Consider the following 26359-nt stretch of genomic DNA (forward strand, 5'->3'; position numbering starts at 1 on the left):
CAGTTTTAGCGGCGGCAAATCTAATGATTCTGCGCCAAATGCCATTACAACGTAATGGCAATGGTTAAACAGTCTTAATGTTTGAGTGGTTGAAAAAGAGGCAGGCAAACAATGAAGGGCTAAGAATAAAACGGGCGGTATTGCAGAATAACGGACAGAAACATATAACATCCCCAATGATAGCTACCGTTTCTGTCCGCAAAATATCCTGGGTATCTTAGGGGTTAAGGGCCGCACCTTAGTATATATCACCATTTATGTACCGAATATCGTATGTGCGGCTCTCTTAAAAAACGTGAAAAACACCCTTTTTAAACCGTTCAATAACGGTTTTTTAAACAGGTGGGTTTATTGTACCGTTGGAAACCTGGTACTGGATGAATGTGGAGAATTAAAAAATTTGAAGAAAATTCGGGGCTTTCAGCTTTGAAAGCATTGATTTGGCTTTGGTTCCGGCTATCCGTTACAACTCCGCCACAACACCAGCCGCACAAAGGCTTCAGCGGGGTTTCCACTTCTATCCGGCAGCCAATCAGCTAAGATAATCCTGCCCGGCAGGGCATTATGCACCATTGAACAACGGGCAAACAAAGCCAGCAGAATGTTATATAAATTAGATGCTTAAACCTGCGGCTCAAAAACTCATAGCTCATAGCTCGCTGCTCAAAACTCATAGCTCGCAGCTCAAAACTCACAGCTCACAACTCCCAGCCTTAAACAATCATATCCAGTATCTCCTGTAACTCTCCTTCTGTTTTTACCAGCACTTCCCTTGCTTTGCTGCCCTGGTTTTGGCCTACAATGCCAGCAGCCTCCAGTTGGTCCATCAACCGGCCTGCACGGTTATAACCAAGCTTCATTTTACGTTGTATAAGCGATGTGCTGCCCATCTGGTTAATCACTATCAGCCTGGCGGCATCTTCAAACAGCGGGTCACGGTCGGCAAGGTCAAAATCTTTGCCATCCATTTCTTTTTCGTCAACGTATTCCGGCAGCATAAAGGCCTGCGGGTAACCTCGCTGGTCGCCGATGAACTCGCAAACATGCTCAACTTCAGGTGTATCCACAAAAGCGCATTGCAGGCGGGTAATTTCGCCATTGTAGCTGATAAGCATATCGCCCTTGCCAATTAACTGCTCAGCGCCGCCGGCATCCAGGATGGTGCGGCTGTCTATTTTAGAGGAAACTTTAAAGGCGATACGTGCCGGGAAGTTAGCTTTAATGGTACCTGTAATAATGTTAACAGAAGGTCTTTGGGTAGCAATAATCAGGTGAATACCTACGGCACGTGCCAACTGGGCAAGGCGGGCAATAGGCATTTCCACCTCCTTGCCGGCTGTCATTATCAGGTCCGCAAACTCATCTACCACCAACACTATAAACGGAAGGTACTGGTGCCCTTTTTGAGGGTTTAGCTTACGCTTGCTGAATTTTTCATTGTACTCTTTTATGTTGCGGCAACCGGCTTCCTTCAGCAGGTCGTACCGGTTATCCATCTCTATACAAAGGGCGTTGAGCGTATAGATAACTTTTTTGGTGTCGGTAATAATAGATTCTTCCTCACCGGGCAACTTAGCCAGGAAGTGCTTTTCTATAACGCGGTAAAGGCTAAGTTCAACCTTTTTGGGGTCTACCAACACAAACTTTAACTGGGATGGATGCTTTTTGTACAGCAACGAAACCAGCAGCGTATTAATGCCCACTGATTTACCCTGGCCGGTTGCACCAGCCATCAACAGGTGCGGCATGCTGGCAAGGTCAACAATAAAGTTTTCGTTGTCAATTTTCTTGCCGATGGCTATCGGCAGGGAGAAGTTATTGTTCTGGAATTTATCGCTGGCCAGCAACGTTTTCATGCTTACCACCGTTTTACGAACGTTGGGCACTTCGATACCAATAGTGCCTTTACCGGGTATTGGCGCTATAATACGTATACCCAAAGCAGCAAGACTAAGCGCAATATCATCCTCCAGGTTTTTAATGCGGCTTATGCGTACACCGGGGGCAGGCACTATTTCGTAGAGCGTAACGGTAGGCCCTACGGTAGCTGCTATGCGTTGTATGGCTATATCGTAATTCTTAAGCGTGGCAATAATCTGGTTTTTGTTGGCCTCCAGTTCGGTGGGGTCGTGCACTATTTTTTCACTGCCATGTGTTTCCAGTATTTCCAGGGATGGAAACTGGTAATCGCTCAACTCCAGGGTTGGGTCGTAAGCTTCGTCCAATGTTTTATGGCTAATGTTTGATGGTAAGGGTAATTCTTCTTCCTCGTCGTCCTGCGGCAGGTTTTGAATTTCCAGCTCCATATCAATCTTATCATCAAACTTTATCTTCAGCTCCGGCCTTTTGGCAGGGGTTGCTTCTTTAACCGGCTCATCTTCTACAGTCCCGTTTTCCGGTGTTGTTTCAAATGGTACCTCATCTTCTTCCACTTCTTCTTTTATCTCCAGCTTTAATTCTTCGGGAGCTTCCTTTACAGCTTTAGCCAGGTCTTTTTCAACAAGGTCAAAATCGTTCATGGGGTTCGCGGGGTCTTCTTCCTGCTTAGGTAAAATAACAACTATGCCTTTGCTGTCTTTTTTAAGCTTGTTATTGCTGCTGTAATCTTTTTCTTTAAGCTGCGGATCTTGCTCCGGTTCGGTAACCGTTACGGGTACAACAATAGGCTTGGTATTTTTTACAGGTATTACAGGCTCGCTTTTTTCTTCTACAGGTTTTGCCTTTTTCTCTGGCCATTTAAATGATGGGTTAAACCGCCAGATAACATAGCTGGCCACCGCCAGCACTAGTACGAAGCCGGTACCTACTTTTCCAATCCACTTAACCAGCCAGGTTTCCATCAGTTCTCCAACTGCCCCACCGGCCGGAAATTCAATACGCCCAAAAAAGAAAGAAAAGGCTACGCTTAACACCAGCAAACCGGTAATCATGTATTTAAGGTTGCGGGCCAGGCTGAATACCTTTCTGCCAAATAGCAGGTTTATACCAAGCACAAAAAAGAAGGTGCAGAAAAGGAAGGAGGCCACGCCGAAGCCTTTGTAAATAAAAGTATGTGCGGTGTAAGCGCCCAGCACACCCAGCAGGTTGCTTATCTGTACATCTTCTGTGCTGAATATCTTAATACCAAAGCGGAAAACCTTATCCTGGTCCTCCTGCCAGGTAAAGAGGTAGGAGGAGAATGCGATGAATAAAAATATGGCCAGCAGCAGGCTTACGGCCCCGGCTATTTTGCGTGTACGCTCGTCCTTCACAACTTCTTTTACCGTAACCTGTTCTTCCTTTTCAGGCTTTAACTGGTCTGGGTTTGGTGCAGAAGCTTTTTTCGATTTTAACCTGTTTGCCATTGTTTAGTGATAACGCACAAACCTACATGAATATGCTAAAAATGCAAAGGTTCAGTTTTACCCAGTTGTTCATAAGGTAGAAGCTGATAATGATGGTTACCCGGCCGTAGCTGGTGTAATAAAAGCATGCCTGTACCTAAACAGCCTGTTGCCATGAAAAACCGGACGATAAACGTAGTGCGACGCAACGATGCCTCCACCAAGTTCCTGGCGCCGGCCACCAATAAAAATTCTGTAAACCTAAAATTTTGGAAGGCCTGTTAACAAAAAAAGAGCCGCTGTTAAGCGGCTCCTGCTGTATCAAAACTTAAATGTATTTGTTGGTTAAATACTAACCGAATAAACCGGCTTTCTTTAAGGTTTTTACACCCTGGCCAATTTTATAACCGTTCTGGTATATTTCGATTTTATAATCGCCGGTCTGGTATTTATTGTCTTGCTTCCAGTCGAAGCTTACGGGTATACGCTTACCTTGTTCGTAGTTAACTGTAACCTTGCTGGTATAGATTTTTTCACCTTCTTCGCGGGTAGTAAACGTACCGCTAGAAGCAGGAACAGAGATTGCTTTACCATCAGGCGCTGTAACCACTACATAAAGGTCTTTGCTGCCGCTGGGTGAGATGCGGTTTTCATCCAGGTCAAAAGATACCCTTAATAGGTCAGCCCTTTTTGCTTTAGTGGTAGATACTTCCTTGCCATTGCCTTTTACGTTAATTGCGGCAATGTTGATGTTAGAAGCATGCAGGGTAGAGCCTACGTCTTCAACACGGGCTTTTTCCTGCTGTGTTGTTGCCAGGCTTTGCTCAACCACTGTTTTTTGAGATGCCAGTGTATCCCTTTCGGTAGTAAGCTGCTGGTTACTTGCCGTAAGCTTTTGATTTTCTGCTTTCAGTTGCTCTACCTGGGCCAGCAAATCATTGATCTTGCCATTAAGTTCAGCAATCATAGACCGTGCCTTGCCAAGGTCGGAGTTCTTTTTGCGCAGCTCATCTTTGATGTTTTGTTTCAGCTTGTCAATATCTGCTTTACGCTCTGCAAGCTGACCCTGTAATTGTGTGTTGGTACCGGTTAAGGAGTCCATCCTGGCCAATGCGAGGTTGTACTCTTCCTGTACAGAATTCCTGGCACTGTCAACATTGGCAAACTGGGTTTGCAGTTGCTCAATTTTTTCTCCTGATTTGTTTTTATCATAAATGATGTAACCCCACGTACCCAATAAAGCCGCTACAAGAATGCCGTAAATAACTTTGCGGTTATCCTTAGCTTTGTCAGGTTGTGGATTGTCGGCGGAAGGATAATTTGAATATGCCATATAAGCTTGATTTTAAAGTTTTACAAAAGTTTTTAAAAAGTTGAATAACGATTTTTCATTAGCGGATTTACTACTGCTGGATATTGAAACCGTACCGCAGTACGAACAGTTTAACCAGATGGATATTGGCTGGCAATCTCTCTGGATTGACAAAATTTCCAAAACCGTGCCAGAAAACCTAGGCCCTGCTGAGAGCTATACTGCACGGGCCGGGATACTTGCAGAGTTCGGAAAAATCATCTGTATCTCAACGGCATATTTCTACGAAAACGAATACAAAGAGTTGTGCCTAAAGATAAAGAGTTTTTACGGCCACAATGAAAAGGAACTGTTAGAATCTTTCATACAGGCCTGCAGCCGGTTATACAGCGGTAAAAAACAATTTAAGTTTTGCGGGCACAATATAAAAGAGTTCGATATACCCTATATATGCCGCCGCATGGTAATACAGCAAATGCCATTGCCTGCTTATTTAAACATACATGGCGCCAAGCCCTGGGAAGTGAATATGGTAGATACTTTGCAGTGGTGGAAATTCGGCGATTACAAAAATTACATTTCTCTTAACCTGCTGGCGCATGTTTTAAATGTTCCTACCTCTAAAACTGATATAGACGGCAGCATGGTACAATATGTGTATTACAAAGACAACAACCTGCCGCGTATTGTAGAATACTGCCAGCGGGATGTGGTGGCCGTTGCCAATATTATGCTGCGCTTTAAAAATCAACCGTTGCTGGATGAAGAAAAAATATTGGTAGTAACATAATACACATACGCCGTTATCCTTAGGTTTCGGCTACAATACAAAATTTTATTTGCCCAGCTTAACAATAAAATATGCATGCATTAAGTTCGTTCTTTTGTGTATGCCGCGATATTACTTTTGCAAACCAAACCAATACCTGTATATGAAAAAAATGTTGCTCGTGCTTGCTTTGTTGCCGCTGTTGGCTGTTTGCCAAAGCAGGAAACAACGCAGGGCGGAGGAGAAGGAGAATAAGATTATCCTGACTAACCTGCAGGCACATGTAAAATACCTGGCGGATGACAAATTGCAGGGCCGAAGAACCGGCACAGAAGGGGAACTGATGGCTATGGAATACATGAGCAGGCAGTTTAGCAGCGCAGGCCTTGAGCCGAAGGGAACGGCCGGGTATGTGCAGGAATTTGACATTAACGAAGGCAAGCAATACGAAGCCGCTACCACATGGCTATCCATAAACGGCGCTAAGTTGAAGGTGAAGGAAGATTTTTTCCCCCTGCCATATTCAGCAGATGGCCGCGTGGAAGGAACCGCATCCTTAAGCCTGCGTGAAAAAGGAGAGCCCTGGTTTTGGGATGTAAAAGAGTTACTGGAAGATAACAAGGCTAACCCGCACTTCGACATAAGTGATGCCCTTAAAAAAGAAGCCCTTAGCATAGCTGCAAAAGGTGGTAAAGCATTGCTTGTATTTAACAGCTCCGCAACAGAAGATAACATTCAATACAACCGGTTTGACAGTACTGCCCCATTAGCATTGCCCGTATTGTACATCAGTAAAGCCGCAGCCAAAAAATACATCGCGGATGCTACTGCCATTTACGACATCAATCTTGCCGTTGCACTGGTGGCAAAGCAGCGTAAGGGCCGTAATGTAGTGGGCTTTATCAATAACAATGCTGCTGCCACCGTTATTATTGGCGCCCATTACGATCATCTCGGGTTTGGCGAGGATGGCAATGCCCTGGATGTACAGGGGCAGGTGCACAATGGTGCAGACGATAATGCCAGCGGCTCTGCCGCGTTGATTGAGCTGGCCGGTCTTTTAAGCAGGGAAACTGCTAAAAACAATAACTACCTGTTCATTGCCTTTTCCGGTGAAGAATTGGGCTTGTTTGGTTCCAAATACTGGCTCGATCATCCTACGTTTGAGGCTAAGCCTAACTACATGATTAACCTGGACATGGTAGGCCGCTACGATACCGCTAAAAAATTAACCATTGGCGGGTATGGTACATCGCCTTTGTGGGGGCCTTTGTTTACCGCTACAACAAGTACAGGCCTGGCCATACATTTTGACAGCAGCGGCACCGGCCCCAGCGACCATTCTTCTTTCTACAGAAAAAACATTCCTGTGCTGTTCTTTTTTACCAATAGCCACAGTGATTATCACAAAGCCACCGACGATTGGGACAAAATAAATTATGCCGGCGAAGTGGCCATTATACGTTACATACAAAAAATTATTCGTGCGGCCGATGACAAAGGCAAGTTGGCGTTTCTGCAAACACGTGAGCAGCAGGTAGGTGCTGTGTCGCTGCCCGTAACACTCGGCGTTATGCCTGATTATGGTTTTACCGGTACCGGCATGCGCATAGATGGCGTTAGCAAAGGCAAGCTGGCGGAGCGTATTGGCCTTAAGGCGGGGGATGTGCTGGTGCAGTTAGGGGAGTACAAATTTGTGGATGTGGTTAGTTATATGAAGGCGCTGCAACATTTTAAGAAGGGAGATAAAAGTAAGCTGCACGTTATCCGCGATAACAAAGAGGAGCTTTTTGATGTAGAGTTTTAAAAGGTTAAATTTGAATGCGCCATGGCCATGCTGCAAAAAACAGTGGAAGGTAAAGCAGAAATGAAATTTACGCTTAGCATAGACGATGTAACCGACGACTTCTTCAGCGATACAAGATTGCTGGGCATAATGTCCGCGGCAAAAAATTATCGCTTCTGCTGGCAGCTAAACAGCTTCCTCGGTTACAGCTTCCGGCTTAACCGTGATATTGAAATCCACTTGCGAAAAAGAGACCGCAGTTATTTCTTCCCGGTTTACCACCACGCTGTACGCAACAATTTTTTGCAGCACTATGTTTATCACAACGCCTGCGATGGCGAATACCTGCTGCCGGAATTTAAACACATAGATTTTTTATGGCTGATGAAGGGCGACTGCACGGAAGATAAAACCTGCACAGAGGTAATACAGGCCATAAAAAGCATTAACGGTGTGCAGTTGGTAACAGAACTTACCAATGAAAAAATTAAGAACAAAGGGCACCTGGTTTTTTAGGCACGTTTAGTGCAGCACTAAAACAAAATATTTTTATGTGGAACGAAACGGATAACAAGCTGTATAAAAAATTTGAGTTCGGTAATTTTTCCGAGGCATTTGCTTTCATGACCAGGGTGGCGATTGAGGCAGAGAAAATGAACCATCATCCTAACTGGAGCAATGTGTACAATAAAGTTGAGATATGGCTAAACACCCACGATGCCGGGGATGTAGTTACAGAAAAAGACCATAAGCTGGCAGCAAAAATTGATAAGCTTTTATCGTAGGCAGCAGCTTTCTGTTAAAGCAAAAAGGTAACTTTCCTGACAATCTTTTTTTCCTGCCCCCTATAGTCTTGCGAAGAATTTTTTTATGTACCCGGCATAAGTAGCCATAATTTGGCTGCTGTTGCGTCGCACTCTTGTACGTTCTGTACCTTACGCAGCTTTTCCCACCTGGTAGCTAAATCCTTGCCGTATAACCTGCGCATATTGCTGCCACACTGTTAAGTTTCTGAATTTTCTAAAAATAAAATATTGTAAATGAATCGGTTAAACTATGCAGTATTTACAGGCCCATGCTAAAAAAAGAAAGGCCAAGGTAGAAACCTTAGCCCGTTTTTAATCCGTACCCTATGAAAACTTTTCAAAATTAAGGAGTAAATCAATTAAAACAAAGTCTATCTTAAACTAATATTTATAGTTGTACCACCAACAATTAATTTAGCGTCGTTATCACACTCGCCGTCTCCAAAGTTCAACAGCCCTTCTGTTGCGCCAATCGTGAATTTTAGGGTGCCCGCAGTTATCCACCGGCAGCTTGCTTTGCGTACCAATGCGTCCGTTATTAGTGCTGAGTAGTCTACTAAATTTGTATCTTTTTTAACAGTTCCTGATGCATCGCCGGTTATATGGTAACTATCATCGTTCAGTTTAAACGGTGTTTCCTGGCCCGCAAACTGCACCCAGTTACGGTTGCTGCTCCAGTGAATGTAGTTACCGGAAGGTCGCGACAGCTTACCATCTTTTACCTGCACGTTAAAAGCAAATCCGGAGGCGGTGCTTTTATTGGTAACGGTTAACGCACCTTCTACCTGCGTGCTGTCAACATAATAATCCTGGAAAGTGGTTACGGCGCTGCTGCCTGCAATGGCCAGGTGCCCGGAGTAAACAGTGGTAACCTTGCCGCTGCGGGTAACGCCTCCCCGGCCTGTGCAGCCCTTGCCAAAATCTATCACTACTGTTTTAGGAAATACGCCGGGGGTAAGGGGTGTAACAGACACCGTAAAGCAGTGGCTGGCACTATCGCCCCTTTCATTTCCGTTGTACATAATGCCTGCACCACTGCCGGCGCCAATATCGCTGCTAAACCCTATTACGTTTTCCAGTTCCGCATTAAAAGTGGCGTTAGCTTCACTTTCAGCAATAGCCGCATTATTTGTGTTGGCGGCTTGCTCTTCGGTTGCGGCAGGGCCGGAATTTTGTTTGTTGCAGGATACGGTAAAACAACTGGCCAGCAACAGGGCAGGAAGAAATGCAATGAACTTTTCTTTTCTTTTCATACAGATGGTTTTGTTTTTTGAATGAACATTGTGTTTATCAGCAGCTTAAGGGTATAAGATTACCAACCTGTGCAAAGCACAAGTGAGAAAAATTGTTCAATTTGCAGCATGATTTTAGTAGATACACATTGCCACCTGTACCTGGAAGAGTTTAAGCATAACATAGCTGACGTAGTAAAGCGGGCAGAAAATGCAGGCGTTCAACGCTTTTATCTGCCGGCTATTGACAGCCAATCGGTAGGTGACATGTTACAATTGGAAAAACGATGGCCGGAAAAATTTTATTGTATGATAGGCCTGCATCCCTGTTATGTAAAGGAGAATTACCGGCAGGAATTAGAGGTTATGGAAGACTGGCTGAACAAAAGGCCATTTGTAGCTATTGGAGAAATAGGGCTTGACTTTTACTGGGACAAAACATTTACCCAACAGCAATACGAAGCATTTAACCTGCAAATGGGTTGGGCCCTGCAACGCGGAATGCCTATAGCCATACATACCCGCAATGCCATGCCTGAAACCATTGATGCAGTAAGACCGTTTGCCGCCAAAGGGTTGCGGGGCATATTTCACTGTTTCAGCGGCACTGGGGCGCAGGCCAGGGAAATTACGGATATGGGCTTTTACCTGGGCATTGGCGGTGTAGTAACTTATAAAAATGCCGGTGTAGCAGAAGCGCTGCAAAACATAAGCCTGCAGCACATGGTATTGGAAACAGATGCACCCTATCTTACGCCGGTTCCCTTTCGCGGTAAACGCAATGAGAGCAGCTACCTGCCATACATAGTTGCCCGCCTTGCAGAAGTAACCGGAACCACGAAAGAGGAAGTAGCAGCCATTACTACAGCCAACGCTGAAAAAATATTCGGAAACTGAGCCTGAACCCACTATTTTTGCAATCCCAAAAAAATGGAGACGTGTCCGAGTGGTTGAAGGAGCACGCCTGGAAAGTGTGTATACGGGAAACTGTATCGCGAGTTCGAATCTCGCCGTCTCCGCAAAATGTGAAAGTTCAGTTTATGAATCTTTCACATTTTTATTTACGCCCTTTCTGTAAGCGTATATTGGTGCTGCACCCGGTAATATTGTTCTATAGCAAAACAATTATCCTCGCATAAAGTCAGCCACTCAGCCGCTTTTTTTATAACTTAAGGCTGTAAAAAATAACCTTATGCAGCAACAGCATGATGAAAGGCTTTGGCGCCTGGCAAAAAAGCGGGCCTCTTTTAGAAAATCACTGTTCTCTTACATTGTTATCTGTTCTTTTTTCTGGGCTATCTGGTGGATTACCACAGGCAGGCATGGCGCATCGCAGGCTTATCCCTGGCCGGTTTGGATAATGCTGGGCTGGGGCATTGCACTGGGCTTTCAGTATTTTGCGGCTTATAACGGAACCAGGCAGGATATGGCAGAGCAGGAATACGAAAAACTGAAGAGGGAACAACAGTAGCCGTAAATGCTTTGCGGCAGGGGGCTGTGGCGGAGTAATAGCACAAGCGAGAAAAAGCAACTAAATGTTGCTTTGACGAAGGTTGCGAACGCAGTTCTGCCCGGCCCGCCCTGTATGTTGGCGGGGGCGCCCTGAAACAAAAAAATTGCATCCTGTAAACGTTAATTATTAAAAATTATATCTACTTACTAAAGTACTGCTTCGTATTTTACAGCATGTTCTTATCCGTTAACTTCGATTGTTTATGACAAAGCCATATAGATTATTTGACGCGGTGCAGTACCAGTTAGACAAGTTTCCTAAAGAAAACATGTTGGTTGCCAAAGAAAACAATGAATGGAAACCCTGGAGTACAAAACTGGTAAAAGAAACAACAGATAAATTTAGCGCGGGCCTGCTGCAGTTAGATATTAGCGGTAACGATTTTACCGCAGAAGGCGCCGATAAAATAGCCATCATCAGCAATAACCGGCCTGAATGGATAATAACAGATATTGCGGTGCAGCAAACCGGCGCCATACTGGTGCCTGTGTACCCCACTACCAACCCTAACGAGCTAAAATTTATTCTTAACGATGCTGCTGTTAAGTACATTTTTGTCAGCAATGCAGAGATGCTTCAAAAAGTGCGCAGCATAACCAACGAAGTGCCAACCCTGCGCAACATTTATACTTTTGATGAACTGCCTGATGCCGACCACTGGACCAAAGTACCCGGCCTGGCCGATGAGGCCAGCCTGCAAAAAGTGCAGCAGATAAAAGCCTCCATAAACTGGGAGCATATTGCCACCATTATTTATACATCCGGCACCACCGGCACGCCCAAAGGCGTAATGCTGGAACACAGGAACATTGTTACCAACCTTTTTTATTCCAAAGAAAGTTTTCCGTTTGAAGATGCCCCGCACCAAAAAGTGCTAAGCTTTCTGCCCCTGAACCATATTTTTGAAAAGATGGTTACTTACATATACCTCTACAGCGGTATAAGTATTTACTATGCGGAAAGTCTTGATAAAATTGGCGACAACCTGAAAGAAATTTGTCCGGATGGTTTTACCACTGTGCCGCGGCTGCTGGAAAAAGTGTTTGAAAAAATAATGACCAAGGGCAATGAGCTTACCGGCATAAAACGAAAATTGTTTTTTTGGGCAGTAGCCCTGGGCGAAAAGTATGACAATAATATAAGCGGCGGGCCCTGGTACAACATGCAGTTAAAGCTGGCCAACAAGTTAATCTTTAGTAAATGGCGGGATGCGTTGGGGGGCAATATTAAGTTTATCATAACAGGCGGTGCGGCCTGCCAGGAAAAGTTGCTGCGCATCTTTAACGCAGCGCAAATTCCGGTGTATGAAGGCTATGGCCCTACAGAAAACAGCCCGGTAATAAGCGTTAACAGAAAGCTGCCCGCAGGCAATACCGTGTTTGGTACAACCGGCCCTGTTATAAACGGATTAGAAGTAAAACTGGCCGAAGATGGCGAAATATGTGTAAAGGGCCCCACCGTTATGCGGGGCTACTACAAGCGCCCCGACCTGACAGATGAAACCATTATTAACGGCTGGTTGCATACCGGCGATATTGGTGTGTGGGTGGATAAGAAATTTTTGAAAATAACCGACCGCAAAAAAGAGCTGTTTAAAACCAGTGGCGGCAAATATGTGGCGCCACAACCAATAGAAAATAAACTGAAGGAAAGCCCTTATGTAGAGCAGGTGATTGTACTGGGCGCCGAAAAAAAATTTGTGGGTGCGTTAATTGTTCCCTCCATGGCTATGTTAAAACAGTGGATGGCAGAAAACAACCTTCCTTTTATCAGCAGTGAAGATGCGGTGCAACACCCCAAGGTATTGGAAATGTACCGCGACCTGGTGGAAAACTTCAACAAGTATTTCAACCACGTGGAACAGATAAAAAAGTTTGAACTATTGCCCCGTGAATGGAGTATTGAAACAGGAGAGATGACACCTAAAATGAGCCTGAAACGAAAAATAGTAATGGAAAAATATAAAGACGCCATTGAGCGCATTTACCAATAACACAATAGCAGCCGTTTGCGATTGCACGGCATACGGTTTATGGTACCGGCGATATAGTTTCATGGCATCTTCGTTGCGTCGCAATCACTTCATCGGTTGGTTCATTGGGCGGCTTTTCAGCCCTGGTAGATAAAGCGCCCTCGTGCGTGTCCCCACGCACCGGATTAGCGAAATCAATTTGTCCAAACCGGCTTACGTTAAAATTTAGTCACCAACAGCAGATAGCCAGCCAATTGCCTTCGGTATTTGATGGATACCCCTAAATTGCGGCCTTAAAATCTGCATGATATGGAATGGATAGCGTATTGTATTGCGGCGTTTTTATCAGGATTTTTGCTGGCCTGGCTTATTAAAAAAAGTGCCCCGCCCATTAGCCCGGAGCTTGCTGCCGAACTGGATAATCTGAAAACACAAACAGCCTCCCTCGAGACCGAAAAAAAATACCTGGAAGAAGAAAAGAATCATAAAACCAGCCAGCTTACACAGGCATTAAAGGAACTTAACGAGCACGGGCAGCGGCTGGCAGAATATATTACCCGCCTGCAGGCATCATCAGAAACAGTTACCGTTTTAAAAGAAGAAACAGCCAAAGAAAAAGAGCTGCATTGGCAAAGCAAAAAAGAACTTATTGCTGCACAGAACGATGTACATCGCATGAAAGCGGAGATCCGCTTTAAAGAAGAGCAACTGGCCACACAGCAGCAGCAGTTTGAAGCACTGGGGCATAAGTTTGAAAACCAGTTTAAGCTGCTGGCACAAAATATACTGGAAGAAAAAACAAAAACCTTTAACCAGCAGCAGGAAACAAGCTTAAACAGTTTGCTAAATCCGCTGAAAGAAAATATACAACAGTTTAAAACAGAATTTGAGGCCAAGTACAAAGCGGAATCTGATGAACGCATATCGCTGCGGGAACAGGTGAAGCACATGATAGAGCTGAACAACACACTCTCTGCCCAGGCCAATAATTTAACAAATGCCCTGCGTGGGCAGGTAAAGCAGCAGGGTAACTGGGGCGAAATGATACTGGAAAGCATACTGGAATATGCAGACCTGCAAAAGGGCATTCATTACTTTGTACAGCAACGTGCCGAAGGTGAAGAAGGGCAGGCCCTTCAGCCGGATGTTATTGTGCGTTACCCTGACGAACGCAGCATTGTAATAGACGCTAAAGTATCGCTACTGCATTACGAACAATATAGCGCGGCAACCGGTGAGGGGGAACAGCAGCAGGCATTAAACCTCTTGCTGCAATCTGTTTACCGCCATATTGATGGCCTTAGCGGTAAAAACTACCAGGATGCTGTTAGCGCCCTTGATTTTGTGATGCTTTTTGTGCCCGTGGAAGGTGCTTACATTACTATTATGCAGGCAGACAGGCAGCTTTGGCAGTATGCATACAAAAAACGTGTATTGCTGATAAGCCCAACCAACCTGATAGCGGCCATGAAGCTGGTGTACGACTTATGGAAACGTGAGGGCATTAACCAAAACGCACATGAAGTAGCACAAAAGGCAGTAAAAATTTATGAGAAGCTGGCTGCCTTTGTGGAAGATTTTGAAAAAGTAGGGCAGCAGCTTGATAAAGCTTCAGCCAGCTTTAAAGATGCGCAGAAAAAACTAAATACCGGCCGTGGCAATGTTATAAGCCAGGCTTCTCAAATGAAGCAGAAGCTGCACCATACCAAACCTGTAAGGGAGCTTCCATCATTTTTGGTGGAGCAGGCGCTTGCTGAAGATGAAGCCGGCCAGCCGGGCGCAGAGCCATGAACAGGCCGCGATATTAAAATGCTTTTGTCAAGTTTTCAGCGCTCTTTTATGGTGCCATCCGTGTTGGCAGTAATAATTTTTGTGGCCATGTTTATAAACAAGCCTGTTTCTACAACACCGGGTATAGCGTGCAGCCCGGTGTTTAATGCGGCAGGATTTTCAATTACGCCGTAGTGGCAATCCAGTATGTAATGCTGGTGGTCTGTAACAAGGGGCTGTCCATCTTTCACTCTCAAGTTAACTTCCTTGCACCCGGCCTGTAGTACTTTGCGCTGCACCTGCTTCCAGCCGAAAGTAATCACTTCTACCGGCAGCGGAAAAGCGCCCAACTGTGTTACCATCTTGGTTTCATCTGCAATTATAATAAGCTGGCTGCCGGCCGCCGCAACAATTTTTTCCTGCAGCAGGGCTGCGCCGCCACCTTTTATCAATTGCATATCGGGATCCACTTCATCAGCGCCGTCAATGGTAAGGTCAAGTACGTCAACATCATCCAATGTGGTAAGTGGTATGCCCAGTTCTTCCGCCATTTTTTTTGTTTGGTTAGAGGTTGGTACGGCCCTGAAATTCAAGCCGGATTTTGCCAGCTCTGCCAGCTTATGTATCAGGAAAAATACGGTAGAGCCTGTTCCAAGCCCAATGGTCATGCCCGGTTGCACATAACGGGCAGCGTATTCGGCCGCCTTTTGTTTTACCTGTTGTTGGGTTAGCATATTGTTAACTGCTTTTAATAAAATAAAAATGTTGTAACTTTTGCTGCAAATATACCCTATGGGAATAACCTTACACTATAGCGGCAGGTTTAATGAGCAGGCTTCATTAGCACACCTGGTGGCAGAGGTAACAGATATCGCCGAAATATATGGCTGGCCATACTACGTATTTGAAACAACTTTTCCTACTGTTGGTTTTAATGCAGACAGGGTTAACAATAGCATTTACGGCATTTGTTTTACGCCGGCCGGTTGCGAAACGGTGGACATTTGTTTTTTATCCAATGGCCGTATGAGCAGTGTCATGAACCTTGAGTTATATGGCAATACCGCTGTTAAAAAGTACCGGGAATACCTGTACATGCTTTCTGTAAAAACCCAGTATGCGGGCTGTGATACGCATATGCTGCTCGTACACTTGCTAAAGTACCTGGAAAGCAGGTACTTTAAAAACTTTAAAGTTATTGATGAAGGCTATTATTGGGATAGCGGCGATGAAAAACTTTTGCAGGAAACCTTTGCCCAATACAATGAATTATTAAAGCTTACAGGAAATGCCTTGCGCAAACACCCTATGAAACCGGGCGAAACCATCCAGGCCTACTTTGACAGAATTCTCAGTTTAAGCCATGCCAGGGCGCAGAAAAACCTGCACAAAGGCAGGTAAATCCTGTTTTAGTGTTGTCTCTGAATTACCTTCTAACTGCTTAACGCTGCTGCCAGGCAAATTAAAAACCTAATTTTGGAGCCGGGAGCGTTATTTACTATAGCGTGATGTAAGACAATAAAATAGCTAATCAGATGAAATACAAATTATTAGGCCGCTCGGGTTTAAAAGTTTCAGAGTTGTGTTTGGGTACCATGGGTTTTGGAACAGAAGCCGGATGGGGTGCGGATAAAGAAACGAGTTTTAAGATTATGGAAGCCTTTGGCAATGCCGGGGGAAATTTCCTGGATACCGCCAACCTGTATAAGCAGGGCACAAGCGAAAAAATTATTGGCGAATTCATCAGCAGCCGCGACAGGGATTATTGGGTAGTGGCCACCAAATACTCTTTAAAAGACAATGAAACCAACCCCAACGCTTCCGGCAACAACCGCAAAAACATGATGCGGAGCGTGGAAGCCAGCCTTAAACGCCTGCAAACAGAATTGATTGATGTACTCTACCTGCATATTTGGGATGACCTTACCCCCATTGATGAAGTGTTGCGTGGGCTTGATGACCTGGTACGGCAAGGGAAAATAAATTATGCAGCTATAAGTGATACGCCTGCATGGGTAGTGGCTAAGGGCAACACTATAGCAGAACTGCTGGGCTGGAGCCAGTTTGTAGCCCTGCAGGTGGAATACAGCCTGCTGCAACGCACACCCGAACGGGAACTGATACCTGCTGCAAAACATTTTGGGATGACGGTTACACCCTGGGCGCCACTGGCCGGGGGTGTGCTTACAGGAAAATACCTGAAGGGCGATGCCGGCAGGCTTAAACCCGAAAGCAACCGCCTTAACGATAACAGTACCAGGATAACCAAGGAAGTAGTTTCTATAGCGGAAAAGCTGGGGGCACAGCCATCGCAGGTGGCGCTTAAATGGACGATGCAGCAGGGCTTTTCCAGCATTCCTGTTGTGGGCGCCACAAAGCCGGCACAATTACAGGAAAACCTGGAAACGGTTAGCCTTGTTATTCCCCAGGAAGATATGGACCGGTTGGATAAAGCCAGCGAAATAGACCTGGGTTTTCCCGGCAAATTCTTTAAAGAAGATGCCGTTAAAATGAACAACTTTGGAGGCTTTTACGACCGCATAGAAAAAAGAGGCTGATAACTTGCGTGGCTGTAGTTGAAAGGCATGCATTTGATACCGGAGGGGCTGCTGTGGCACTTGCTGCGTATTACCTGCCCTTTTGGTGTTGCACCCGCGCCAGGGATTGCAGTACAACCGAGGAAAAGCAACTAAATGTTGCTTTTGCGAAGGTTGCGAACGCAGTTCCCCCGGTGCGGCCCTCGCAGCATGGCTTTGTGCCGGAGTAGTAACGGAAAGCCCGGTGCCTTCGGCAGGCGCCCAAAACAAATTACTGGTTACAAATTGCAGGATGGCAGGTTATCAATACCCGCTGCCACTAAGCTGTAACCGGCAACTTTTTTACCCGGCAGCTAACAGGCGTAAGGTACCGCTGTATTCAAAATTTTCCATTATTCAAAACAAAGGCTTTTATGTTCCGCAGAAGATTGTTTCTTTGCACGGAAATTAACTGTAAGGTTCAGCAGAACCAACACCGCAACCTGCCCGCTTAACACATAAAACTATTAACCAATAAACAACAAACCGATGATTAGTTACATTGCCGACATTCATGCCCGCCAGATATTAGACAGCCGCGGCAACCCCACTGTTGAAGTAGATGTTACTACCGAAAACGGCCACATGGGCCGTGCAGCCGTGCCAAGCGGCGCCAGTACCGGCATTCACGAAGCTGTTGAGCTGCGTGACGGTGACAAAAGCAAATACCTGGGTAAAGGCGTTTTAAAAGCAGTTGATAACGTAAATGATATAATTGCCGACCAGTTGATAGGTTATCCCGTTAACGACCAGGCCGGTATTGATAAGAAACTGATTGAAATGGATGGCACCCACAACAAAGCCAAACTGGGTGCTAATGCTACCCTGGCTGTATCTATGGCAGTTGCCAAAGCCGCCGCGCTGGAAAGCCAGTTGCCCCTGTACCGCTACCTGGGTGGTGTAAACGGAACAGTATTGCCTATGCCGTTGATGAACATTCTTAACGGTGGGGTGCATGCTGACAACAAGATTGACTACCAGGAATACATGATTGTTCCGGTTGGCGCTGATACGTTTAGCGAAGGCCTGCGCTGGGGTGTTGAAGTGTTTCACCAGTTAAAAAGCGTACTGAAAAAGAAGGGTTACAGCACCAACGTGGGGGATGAAGGCGGTTTTGCCCCTGATATTCAAAGCAATGAAGAAGCTATTGAAACCGTTCTGCAGGCTATTGAAGCTGCAGGTTATAAAGTAGGTACAGAGATATCTATTGCACTTGATGCCGCCAGCAGCGAAATGTTTAAAGACGGGAAGTACAAATTTTACAAAAGCAGCGGTAAAGAAATAAGCAGCGATGAAATGGTAGCTTACTGGACGGAGTGGGTAAACAAATATCCTATCGTGTCAATTGAAGACGGTATGGCTGAGGAAGACTGGGACGGCTGGAAAAAATTGACCGATGCCATCGGCTCCAAAGTGCAGTTGGTGGGCGATGACCTGTTTGTAACCAACACCAAAATACTGCAACGCGGTATTGACAGCAAAACAGCCAACAGCATACTTATTAAAGTAAACCAGATTGGTACTATTACCGAAACCATCAACGCGGTTCAATTAGCGCAAAGCAACGGTTATACCACTATCATGAGCCACCGCAGCGGCGAGACGGAAGACACTACCATTGCAGACCTGGCGGTTGCTTTAAATTGCGGGCAAATTAAAACAGGTTCTGCCAGCCGTACAGACCGTATGGCCAAGTACAACCAGCTTATCCGCATTGAAGAAGCGCTGGGCGATACCGGTATTTATCCAAAAGGAAAAATCCGTTTCGGTAAATAAATTATTCATGCCTTAAGTACATCAATAGCCGCTTTTGCGGCTATTGTTTTTAGAACCATTTGGGGCTTTGTACTGCTGTGCAGAAATGGAGCTGTAGTCCGGGCTTTCCGTTCCAAGTCCTCGCCACTCGTACCTCGTGGTTGCGGGCTTTCCACTTCAATCCCGCAGCCATTGGGCGGTAGAATTTCTATGAGGCAGGGGAAACGCTAAGCAAGTTGCAGCTTTTGACTTTCAATGGTAACATTAAAACGGATGTCTGCCTTTAAGGCTTTAAACACTTTCAATATGGTGTCTATTGTTGCGCTATTAACGCTATTTTCTAATTTAGATATTTGAGCTTTTTGAACACCGACAAGCTCACCTAATTGTTCCTGTGTAAGATTTTGTTGTTCCCTGGCAGTTTTAATCATCCTGCCCAGAACATCCATGCGTAGTTCATACTCGTATTCCTCTCTCTCCTTAGTGCCCACTTTGCCAATATACTTATCTTTCATCTCGGCAAGTGTATAGGTTTTTATTTGTGCTTTTGCCATGATGTTATTTTTTCTGCTTCAGTTCAAAATATCTTTTTCTGATGGTTTCTGCTTTGGAAATTTCGTTGGCAGGAACCTTGCTTACCTTCTTGATAAACCCATGCGTTGCAAATACAAGGGTATGCCTTGGTTCAGTTTTATCCCAAAAAGCCAGTAACCTTATCTGTAGCCCGGCATGTCTTGTCCGAAATTCCCAAATTTCGTTTTGCAGCTTTTTAAATAGTTTCGGATCGTTGGTTTGTTCTGCAAGGTCCATGTTATATAAAACTTTCCTTACAGCTTTTGCATCAAGTGTTGCAATAAACCTTTCAGCTTCTTCAAGGAAACGGATTTCAAAATATTTCACAATAAATATTTACGCAAAGTTGAAAGAAAGTTTACAAATTTAGAAACATATTTTTTGCTGCATCAAGCTTAAAAACTAAAAACAGCGGGTATAAATTCAAATACATTTAAATGTACCTTTATCTATCTTTAGACAAATGAAATAATGAAAGCCGTAAAAACCATATTAAATATTCTTCGCAACAAGTATCTTTTATCGCTTGGGGCGTTTGCGGTAATGATTGTTTTTATAGACCGTAACGACATTTTTGTGCAGCTTGACCGCAAGCAGCAGCTAAAAGACCTTACCGAAAGCCGGGATTTTTACCACAGGGAAATAGAAAAGACCAAAAAACAGTTAGACGACCTGCAACACAACTCCGCCGCACTGGAAAAATATGCCAGGGAAAACTTATACATGAAAAGAGACAATGAAGATGTGTTTATTGTAGAGCAACCTGCCCAACCTGTTAAAAAATAGCGTTTTGCACAATATCCTCTGAATAATGCCGTTTTTAGGGAAATCGCATTGATACACTTATCCAAACACTGATGAGCTATGCCGAATTTTACTACAGAGGATTTACTGATGTATTTGTACAACGAACTTCCTGGTAAGGAGAGGCAGGAAATGGAAGATGCGCTGCGCCAGAACTGGGCCCTCCGCGAAAAACTCCAGGTACTTAGAGAAGCTACCCAGCGTATGGACCGCTGCAAACTAAAAACCCCGCGCCACCAGGCCGTTGATTCTGTTATTCATTATGCTGCGGATAAGGTTAAAGTCTCGTCTTAATCTTTTGCCGGTAATTTTTCCTGTCAAATAGCTCGTTATTTTTAAGGGTAAATAAACTTAATTTACCGTTCATCCCTCTCTTGCTGTTGCACTGTTATTCTTGCTGATTAGATAGTAAATTGCATCCCGAAAAAATTTTGACCGGGATATGAAGGCTAAGTATGCTGTATTGTTGCTGGTGGCAACACTTAATTTTATTCATGTTTTTGCCCAGCCGCACTGGAAACTAAAGCTGAATAAAGAGGGTATTGCAGTGTATAGCAGATCCCTTGAAAACAGTGGCTTAAAAGCTATAAAAGTAGAGTGTACACTGCCGGCCAGCCTCTCTCAACTGGTTGCAGTAGTAATGGATGTAAACACCGGCGCCGAATGGGTGTACAGCACAAAATCAAGCGTATTGCTTAAGCAGGTTAGTCCCGGAGATTTGTATTATTATTCAGAAGTAAGCCTGCCGTGGCCAGCCAGCAACAGAGATTTTGTAGCCCACCTTATAGCCGTTCAGGATTCTGCCACCAAAATAGTTACCATTAACGGCCCTACGGTTCCGGGGTATATTCCTGTTAAAAAAGGCATAGTGCGTGTGCCCAACTCATCCGGCAAGTGGACGATAACCCCTCTTCAAAAAGCAATGATAAAAGTGGAGTATGTGCTGGAAGTAGACCCCGGTGGTTCCATCCCGGCCTGGGTTGTAAACCTTTTTGCCGCAAAAGGCCCTTTTGAAACTTTTAGAAATTTAAAGCAGCAGTTAAAGAAGCCTGCTTATGCCAATATAAGGTTGCCTTTTATACAGGAGTAAAGTAATGCTGCCACTCAATTGCTTAAGTAAATGACAGGTATAAACCTGCCCAGCCTCTTCATATAGTTAAATTCAACAAAATCAGGTATTTTAGCATGCGGAACCTTACACAAATTGTTAATGAATGATTGATAAGGTTTTTTCAATTGAATTCTGTTTATTTGTACCCACTGAAGGGCGAATGCCAATAAGAGAGTTAGCTGATGAATTACCAGATTAAACAATACGATAAGTTTAAGTTTATTGAAGAAGGCGAGGGCGAGCCATTGTTACTGCTTCACGGATTGTTTGGCGCTTTGAGTAACTTCAAAGACCTGGTTGAACACTTTAAAACGCAGTACAAAGTAGTGGTTCCTATACTGCCTTTGTTTGAGCTGGATATATTTCATACCACCGTTGGCGGCCTTGAAAAGCATGTGTACAAGTTTATAGAGGCCCGTAACTACAACAATATCCACCTGCTGGGCAATTCACTGGGTGGCCATGTGGCCCTGGTGCATGTGCTTAAACATCCTGAAAGAATAAAATCGCTCATACTTACCGGCAGTTCCGGCCTTTTTGAGAATGGAATGGGGGATACCTACCCCAAACGTGGTGATTATGAGTACATTAAAAAGAAAACCCAGCTTACCTTTTACGATCCTGCCCAGGCCACAAAGGAGCTTGTGGATGAGGTGTTTGAAATAACCAACAACAGGCTGAAAGTAATTAAAATAATATCCCTTGCTAAAAGTGCCATACGAAATAACCTTGGCGAAGAGTTGCAGCAGATAAAGCAGCCCACATTGCTTATATGGGGCAACAACGACACTATTACCCCTCCATTTGTTGCCAAAGAGTTCAATAAACTAATACCCAACAGCGAGTTATACTTTATTGATAAATGCGGCCACGCACCCATGATGGAAGTTCCTGCCGAATTTAATGTGCTGCTTGAGAAATTTTTATCCAAATTAAAGCAACCCGCTGCAACTATTGCTTAGTTTTTTTGTCTCATAAAAGTAACTAAGTTTGTAGAGCATGTTAGCATTAAAACTCATACAGTCAACCTATCCTTCAATTGATATTGAAGACAGCGCCGGTTTTGCAATACAGTTAATGGAAGACTACGATGTGCAGCACCTGCCCGTTGTAAGCGATGAAAAATATATAGGGCTTGTAAGTAAAGACGATTTGCTGGATATGAGTGACAAAGCATCCGTTTCTGCCAATCATACCAATTTTGCAAAAGTTAGTGTTGCTGCAAAAGAACATTTTTTCAGGGCGCTTCAGCTTTGCAGCGAGAACAGCCTTTCTGTTATGCCGGTTATTAACGAGCAACAGCAACTGGAAGGGCTTTTAACGCAGCATGACCTGCTTAAAGCTACAGCACTTTACAACAGCGTTGATGAAATAGGCGGCCTTATTGTACTGGAGATGGAAAAACGCAGCTACGCTTTTGGCGAAATAAACCGCCTGGTAGAAACCAATGATGCACACATAACCCAGCTAAACAGTTATACAGACCCTGATACAGGGCTTTTTACCGTTAGTATTAAGGTAAACAAATACGAGATATCTGACATAGTTGCCACCTTTCAACGTTACGACTACAGCATAAAATACTACTTTGGCGAAGAGCAGTATGAGAATGAACTGAAAGAGAACTATAACCTGCTGATGAACTACATAAACATGTAGTTGCAAATTCCTTTTAATTACCGGTTTTACATTTCCGGCCATTGTTACTTACTTAGAAATGATATTTAAGCGAATATTAATTACCTGCCGCCTTAAGAATTAGACCTGCCTGCAAAAGAGGCAGCCTGTTACACCTTAGGGTGAGGGATTGAAGCGGATACCCCGGTGAAGCCATAGCAGCAGGGCTTTTGTGCCGGAGTAGTAGCGGAAAGCCCGGCCCGAGGTACGAGGGACACCCCCTGAAAAATTTCTTCAACGATTTTTAAAAGCTTTGTTTATGAAGTTCGCAAGCCATTGCGGATACGCATACAACCCGTGGCTGTTACGGCATTCAGCTTCTTTCCGTATTTTTGAACGATATGGCAATCGAGAAAATCAATACCCTAAACAGCCTGCTGGTAGAGCAAACAACAGTTCAATCAAATTACCTGGAAAGGGAAGTGGTAATAGACGCTTACCTGCCGGATGGTATTGAACACCCCGAAAATTTAAGCCTGTTGTTAATAAACGACGGACAGGACCTGCCCCACATGCCTTTCGAAGACATTCTTGACCGCCTGATTTCAGAGGAAATTATAGAACCTTTGGTTTGCGTGGGCATACATTGCGGCGCCGACAGAAAACTGGAATATGGTACAGCCTACAGCGCCGATTACAATGGCCGTGGCTCAAAAGCGGGTTTATACAACAAGTTTATTTTTGATGAGTTGCTGCCATTCATCCGTAAAACATACAATGCGCCTTCTTTTAAGGAAAAATCGTTTGCCGGTTTTTCGCTGGGTGGCCTTAGCGCCCTTGATACCGTTTGGAACCACGCCAGCGAGTTTACGAAAGTGGGTATTTTCAGCGGCTCTTTATGGTGGCGGCGGAAGGCTTATGAGGACGGTTATAACGATGAACAGGACCGCCTGATGCATCTGCAGGTGCGCAAAGGAGCTTTTAACCCCTGGCTTAAATTTTTTATTGAATGCGGCGCCCTGGATGAAACAGACGACCGTAACAACAACGGTGTTATAGACTCCATTGATGATGCGCTTGACCTGGTGATTGAGCTAAAAGCAAAGGGCTACACAGATGAGCATATACGTTACCTGGAATTAAAGGATGGCCGCCACGATGTGCCTACCTGGGCCAGGGCTTTTCCTTCATTTTTAAAATGGGGCTGGGGTTTGCGAAAAGGCTAATACACTTGGTATGGTGTGCGATTTCGAATAGCCCGCTGGTTAAAAGTGGATAAGCACTTTTCCCTTCTTTTTCTTTTTACCGGAAATCCATTTAGGGCCTTCTTTTACAATTTCGATGGCCTTGTTGTCGGCAGAATCGTTTAAAGACTGAAGTACCTTAAAGTTGTAGGGTTTGCCTTGCCTGTCAACTAAAAATTCAAGTTCCACATCCCCTTTCAAGTCGGCGTAGTTGGCGGTGGAATCGTAGCTTTTATCCAGCTTTTTATAAACATATTCTTCAAAAGAGTCCCAGCCATTGGCAGGGGTAGCAAGGGTATCAGAATGGGTATTACTGTCCTTTCTTTTAGTACCGAAACCTGTTACCACAACTTCAGACAAAGAATTGTCAACTTCATTCAACACAATACTTGCTGAGGCGTTGTTTTTAAGCGTGGTGGTTTCCGGCTGATAATTAAGTGCGGAAACCGTAATATTTAATACGCTGTCAGCAAAGCTTATTTTAAAATTGCCTTTCTGGTCTGTTACAGTGCCGATATTGCTGTTGCTGTTGTTGATTCTTACAAAAGCGTTTGCTACGGGCAGGTTGTTGTTGTCTAAAATTTTGCCTTGAAACGTGTTGGTGAGTTGTGATTGGTTTGACTGTACGTTGGCAAAGCCTTGATTAGTTCTGTTAGATTTATTCACCTGTACTCCTGCAACTCTGCCCTGTAACTGTTGTTCAACAGGTTGCTTTTTAACTTTCATCTCATCTAACGTACCGGCAACGGGCGATGCTGGAACTGATAAACTATCTTTTAAACTTTTTGTGGTTGCCAGGAAGCTATCGTCTGCCTGTTTTTTTGCTACATACCCATTATTTAATTCGGCTTTTGCAATTGGCTCTTGATTTTTTTCTGGTAAGGCAGGGGAATATTCTAACTGCTGTGTACTCAGCGTTTCTGTTTTTTGTTTTTTCGGAGAACTTTTGTCTGATGCTCTGTAATCCTTTGCAAGTGGCATTGCTTTTTCCTTTAGAGAATCATTTAGTAAAGTTGTTGTTGCCTTTTTCTTTGCATCGTCCTCGGCACTAATAGTATCAGCTTCAAGCGGAAGTTTTACTTTCTCTTGTGCAAGGTTTGCATTTTCATCTGAAGCGTTATTGTTGTTCAAAATAGAGTAACTTATAAACGCGGCCCCCAGTATCACCACTACAACCGCTGCTGCCCTTAACCATTGAAACCTGCGGCCTGCCATCGTTACCACTTTGGCGTTTTTTTTGGGCTGTTGCAGCAATGCGGTTATTTCGTTCAGGTGCTGTTCAGAAACAGCATTGTCCGCATCGCTGTAGCCTTCAATGGCATCCGCCAGAAACGGGTCTTGCAGGGCGGCTTTTTCCATGTCATGCATTTCCCGTGCATTCATGCGACCCTGCAGGTATCGTTCAATATCCGCCAGTGTATAGTTGATATGTGCGTTATGCTCAGCCATTTTTTTCCATGCAAATTTTAAGGTTGCGCCTGCCATTTTGTATCAGGCTCCTCACTTTGTTCCAGTCGAGCCCTGTTTGCTCAACAATTTCGTTGTAACATTTATTTTGAAGGTAAAACAATTCAATGCTTTGTTTTTGTTCTGCCGGTAAATGTTTCAGGCACTCTTCCAGTTTCCTGAAGTCCTGCTCTTTTTCCAGTACAGTATCCAGATGCGAATAGTCTTCCGATTGCATAACGCCCGGCTGAAACTCTACTGTAACCATTTTTTTGGCGCTGCGCAACTGCATCAGGCAGTGATTTTTAGCTACTACGTACAGCCAGCTTTTAAAATTATCCACTTTATGCGCATGCAATTTAGCCACCAGTTCCTGGTAAATATTCATCACCGCGTCTTTGGCGGCCTCGGCATCTTTCAGGTATTTCAGGCAGGTACCATACACAAGGTCGGTATAGCGCAGGTAAAGGCGGGCCAATACATCCTGTTCCCGGCTTTCTGTGTAAGCCAACAGCAGCTCCTCATCGGTTTGTGGTATTTTCTCTATTTGTCTTACCGGTACCAGTAGTTGTAATTATTTATTGAGCAATATAAGCGTTACCTTTTTTTCATGGGCATTTTTTGGGTTGTTTGGAAATTATTGTCCGGACTGAAGTATTTCATGGCGACTTCGTTGTGTCACTCACTTGTACTCTATATCTTTATTGAACAAAAAATACAGTATCCCGCAGGATTGCGGGGTACGTCCTG

General features: G+C 44.5%; 24 protein-coding genes, 1 tRNA gene and 1 pseudogene. 18 read left to right on the top strand and 8 right to left on the bottom strand.

Translation table 11 applies throughout. The annotated features are described in order from the left end of the window. Positions 1-713: 713 nt before the first annotated feature. Both F0364_RS01175 and F0364_RS01180 read right to left on the bottom strand, forming a co-directional pair. Positions 714-3344: a DNA translocase FtsK gene (locus F0364_RS01175; RefSeq protein ID WP_153795908.1), complete on the bottom strand. Its 2631-nt coding sequence runs from the start codon at positions 3342-3344 to the stop codon at positions 714-716. 331 nt (positions 3345-3675) lie between these two features. Further along, positions 3676-4656: a DUF8428 domain-containing protein gene (locus F0364_RS01180; protein ID WP_153795909.1), complete on the bottom strand. Its 981-nt coding sequence runs from the start codon at positions 4654-4656 to the stop codon at positions 3676-3678. Between the two features lie 40 nt (positions 4657-4696). Between F0364_RS01180 and F0364_RS01185 the strand changes: the two genes are divergently transcribed. From F0364_RS01185 to F0364_RS01200, 4 genes and pseudogenes are all read left to right on the top strand, one after another. Beyond that, positions 4697-5425 (top strand): ribonuclease H-like domain-containing protein, encoded by a 729-nt coding sequence (locus F0364_RS01185; RefSeq protein WP_153795910.1) that lies wholly within the window; start codon positions 4697-4699, stop codon positions 5423-5425. 142 nt (positions 5426-5567) lie between these two features. Beyond that, positions 5568-7211: a M28 family peptidase gene (locus F0364_RS01190; RefSeq protein ID WP_207632451.1), complete on the top strand. Its 1644-nt coding sequence runs from the start codon at positions 5568-5570 to the stop codon at positions 7209-7211. Between the two features lie 21 nt (positions 7212-7232). Then, the gene (locus F0364_RS01195) at positions 7233-7706 is read left to right on the top strand and encodes an IPExxxVDY family protein (RefSeq protein WP_235920981.1); all 474 of its coding nucleotides are present in this window, start codon (positions 7233-7235) and stop codon (positions 7704-7706) included. 26 nt (positions 7707-7732) lie between these two features. Continuing rightward, positions 7733-7975: pseudogene (locus F0364_RS01200) on the top strand (4a-hydroxytetrahydrobiopterin dehydratase); the annotation flags it as partial. Between the two features lie 392 nt (positions 7976-8367). On the opposite strand, the gene F0364_RS01205 reads toward F0364_RS01200, so the two are convergent. After that, entirely contained in the window at positions 8368-9249 is an 882-nt protein-coding gene (locus F0364_RS01205) for a hypothetical protein (RefSeq protein WP_153795913.1), read from the bottom strand. A 108-nt stretch (positions 9250-9357) separates the two neighbouring features. Here F0364_RS01205 and F0364_RS01210 point away from each other — a divergent pair, with 108 nt between their 5' ends. From F0364_RS01210 to F0364_RS01230, 5 genes are all read left to right on the top strand, one after another. Then, positions 9358-10125, top strand: coding sequence for a TatD family hydrolase (locus F0364_RS01210; RefSeq protein ID WP_153795914.1), 768 nt, complete (start codon positions 9358-9360; stop codon positions 10123-10125). Between the two features lie 35 nt (positions 10126-10160). After that, positions 10161-10247, top strand: a tRNA-Ser gene (locus F0364_RS01215). Positions 10248-10420: 173 nt separating this feature from the next. Next, positions 10421-10699, top strand: a complete 279-nt coding sequence (locus F0364_RS01220; protein WP_153795915.1) for a 2TM domain-containing protein — start codon at positions 10421-10423, stop codon at positions 10697-10699. 244 nt (positions 10700-10943) lie between these two features. Further along, positions 10944-12734 carry an AMP-dependent synthetase/ligase gene (locus tag F0364_RS01225; RefSeq protein WP_153795916.1) on the top strand — a complete coding sequence of 597 codons (1791 nt, stop codon included), beginning with the start codon at positions 10944-10946 and terminating at the stop codon, positions 12732-12734. Between the two features lie 288 nt (positions 12735-13022). Next, on the top strand, positions 13023-14504 hold the full coding sequence (locus F0364_RS01230) for a DNA recombination protein RmuC (protein ID WP_153795917.1): 1482 nt from the start codon (positions 13023-13025) through the stop codon (positions 14502-14504). A gap of 35 nt (positions 14505-14539) precedes the next feature. On the opposite strand, the gene rpiA is transcribed toward F0364_RS01230, so the two are convergent. Next, entirely contained in the window at positions 14540-15217 is a 678-nt protein-coding gene (gene rpiA / locus F0364_RS01235) for a ribose-5-phosphate isomerase RpiA (protein WP_153795918.1), read from the bottom strand. Between the two features lie 58 nt (positions 15218-15275). On the opposite strand from rpiA, the gene F0364_RS01240 reads away from it, so the two are divergent. The 3 genes from F0364_RS01240 (at position 15276) to eno (ending at position 18835) form a co-directional block, all read left to right on the top strand. After that, positions 15276-15884, top strand: coding sequence for a hypothetical protein (locus F0364_RS01240; RefSeq protein WP_153795919.1), 609 nt, complete (start codon positions 15276-15278; stop codon positions 15882-15884). A gap of 134 nt (positions 15885-16018) precedes the next feature. Next, on the top strand, positions 16019-17041 hold the full coding sequence (locus F0364_RS01245) for an aldo/keto reductase (protein WP_153795920.1): 1023 nt from the start codon (positions 16019-16021) through the stop codon (positions 17039-17041). 507 nt (positions 17042-17548) lie between these two features. Further along, positions 17549-18835: a phosphopyruvate hydratase gene (gene eno, locus F0364_RS01250; RefSeq protein ID WP_442345984.1), complete on the top strand. Its 1287-nt coding sequence runs from the start codon at positions 17549-17551 to the stop codon at positions 18833-18835. Positions 18836-19041: 206 nt separating this feature from the next. Here the strand turns inward: eno and F0364_RS01255 are convergent, their stop codons facing one another. Both F0364_RS01255 and F0364_RS01260 read right to left on the bottom strand, forming a co-directional pair. Beyond that, positions 19042-19368, bottom strand: a complete 327-nt coding sequence (locus F0364_RS01255) for a helix-turn-helix domain-containing protein (protein WP_153795921.1) — start codon at positions 19366-19368, stop codon at positions 19042-19044. A gap of 4 nt (positions 19369-19372) precedes the next feature. After that, entirely contained in the window at positions 19373-19714 is a 342-nt protein-coding gene (locus F0364_RS01260) for a type II toxin-antitoxin system RelE/ParE family toxin (protein WP_153795922.1), read from the bottom strand. 144 nt (positions 19715-19858) lie between these two features. Here F0364_RS01260 and F0364_RS01265 point away from each other — a divergent pair, with 144 nt between their 5' ends. The 6 genes from F0364_RS01265 (at position 19859) to F0364_RS01290 (ending at position 24145) form a co-directional block, all read left to right on the top strand. After that, the gene (locus tag F0364_RS01265; protein ID WP_153795923.1) at positions 19859-20173 is read left to right on the top strand and encodes an FtsB family cell division protein; all 315 of its coding nucleotides are present in this window, start codon (positions 19859-19861) and stop codon (positions 20171-20173) included. A 78-nt stretch (positions 20174-20251) separates the two neighbouring features. Further along, positions 20252-20485: an anti-sigma factor gene (locus F0364_RS01270; protein WP_153795924.1), complete on the top strand. Its 234-nt coding sequence runs from the start codon at positions 20252-20254 to the stop codon at positions 20483-20485. A 148-nt stretch (positions 20486-20633) separates the two neighbouring features. Then, positions 20634-21281 (top strand): START domain-containing protein, encoded by a 648-nt coding sequence (locus F0364_RS01275; RefSeq protein WP_153795925.1) that lies wholly within the window; start codon positions 20634-20636, stop codon positions 21279-21281. Between the two features lie 203 nt (positions 21282-21484). After that, positions 21485-22264, top strand: coding sequence for an alpha/beta fold hydrolase (locus tag F0364_RS01280; RefSeq protein WP_153795926.1), 780 nt, complete (start codon positions 21485-21487; stop codon positions 22262-22264). A gap of 37 nt (positions 22265-22301) precedes the next feature. Next, entirely contained in the window at positions 22302-22961 is a 660-nt protein-coding gene (locus F0364_RS01285; RefSeq protein WP_153795927.1) for a CBS domain-containing protein, read from the top strand. 359 nt (positions 22962-23320) lie between these two features. Next, complete coding sequence (locus F0364_RS01290) at positions 23321-24145, top strand: alpha/beta hydrolase (RefSeq protein WP_153795928.1); 825 nt, start codon at positions 23321-23323, stop codon at positions 24143-24145. Positions 24146-24184: 39 nt separating this feature from the next. On the opposite strand, the gene F0364_RS01295 is transcribed toward F0364_RS01290, so the two are convergent. Both F0364_RS01295 and F0364_RS01300 read right to left on the bottom strand, forming a co-directional pair. Beyond that, a complete protein-coding gene (locus tag F0364_RS01295) occupies positions 24185-25612 on the bottom strand; it encodes a carboxypeptidase-like regulatory domain-containing protein (protein WP_207632452.1) in 1428 nt (475 codons plus the stop codon). Continuing rightward, complete coding sequence (locus F0364_RS01300) at positions 25605-26120, bottom strand: RNA polymerase sigma factor (RefSeq protein WP_235920982.1); 516 nt, start codon at positions 26118-26120, stop codon at positions 25605-25607. The genes F0364_RS01295 and F0364_RS01300 overlap by 8 nt, the downstream gene beginning before the upstream one ends. Positions 26121-26359: the final 239 nt, after the last annotated feature.

The organism is Foetidibacter luteolus (assembly GCF_009650435.1).
GTDB lineage: Bacteria > Bacteroidota > Bacteroidia > Chitinophagales > Chitinophagaceae > Foetidibacter > Foetidibacter luteolus.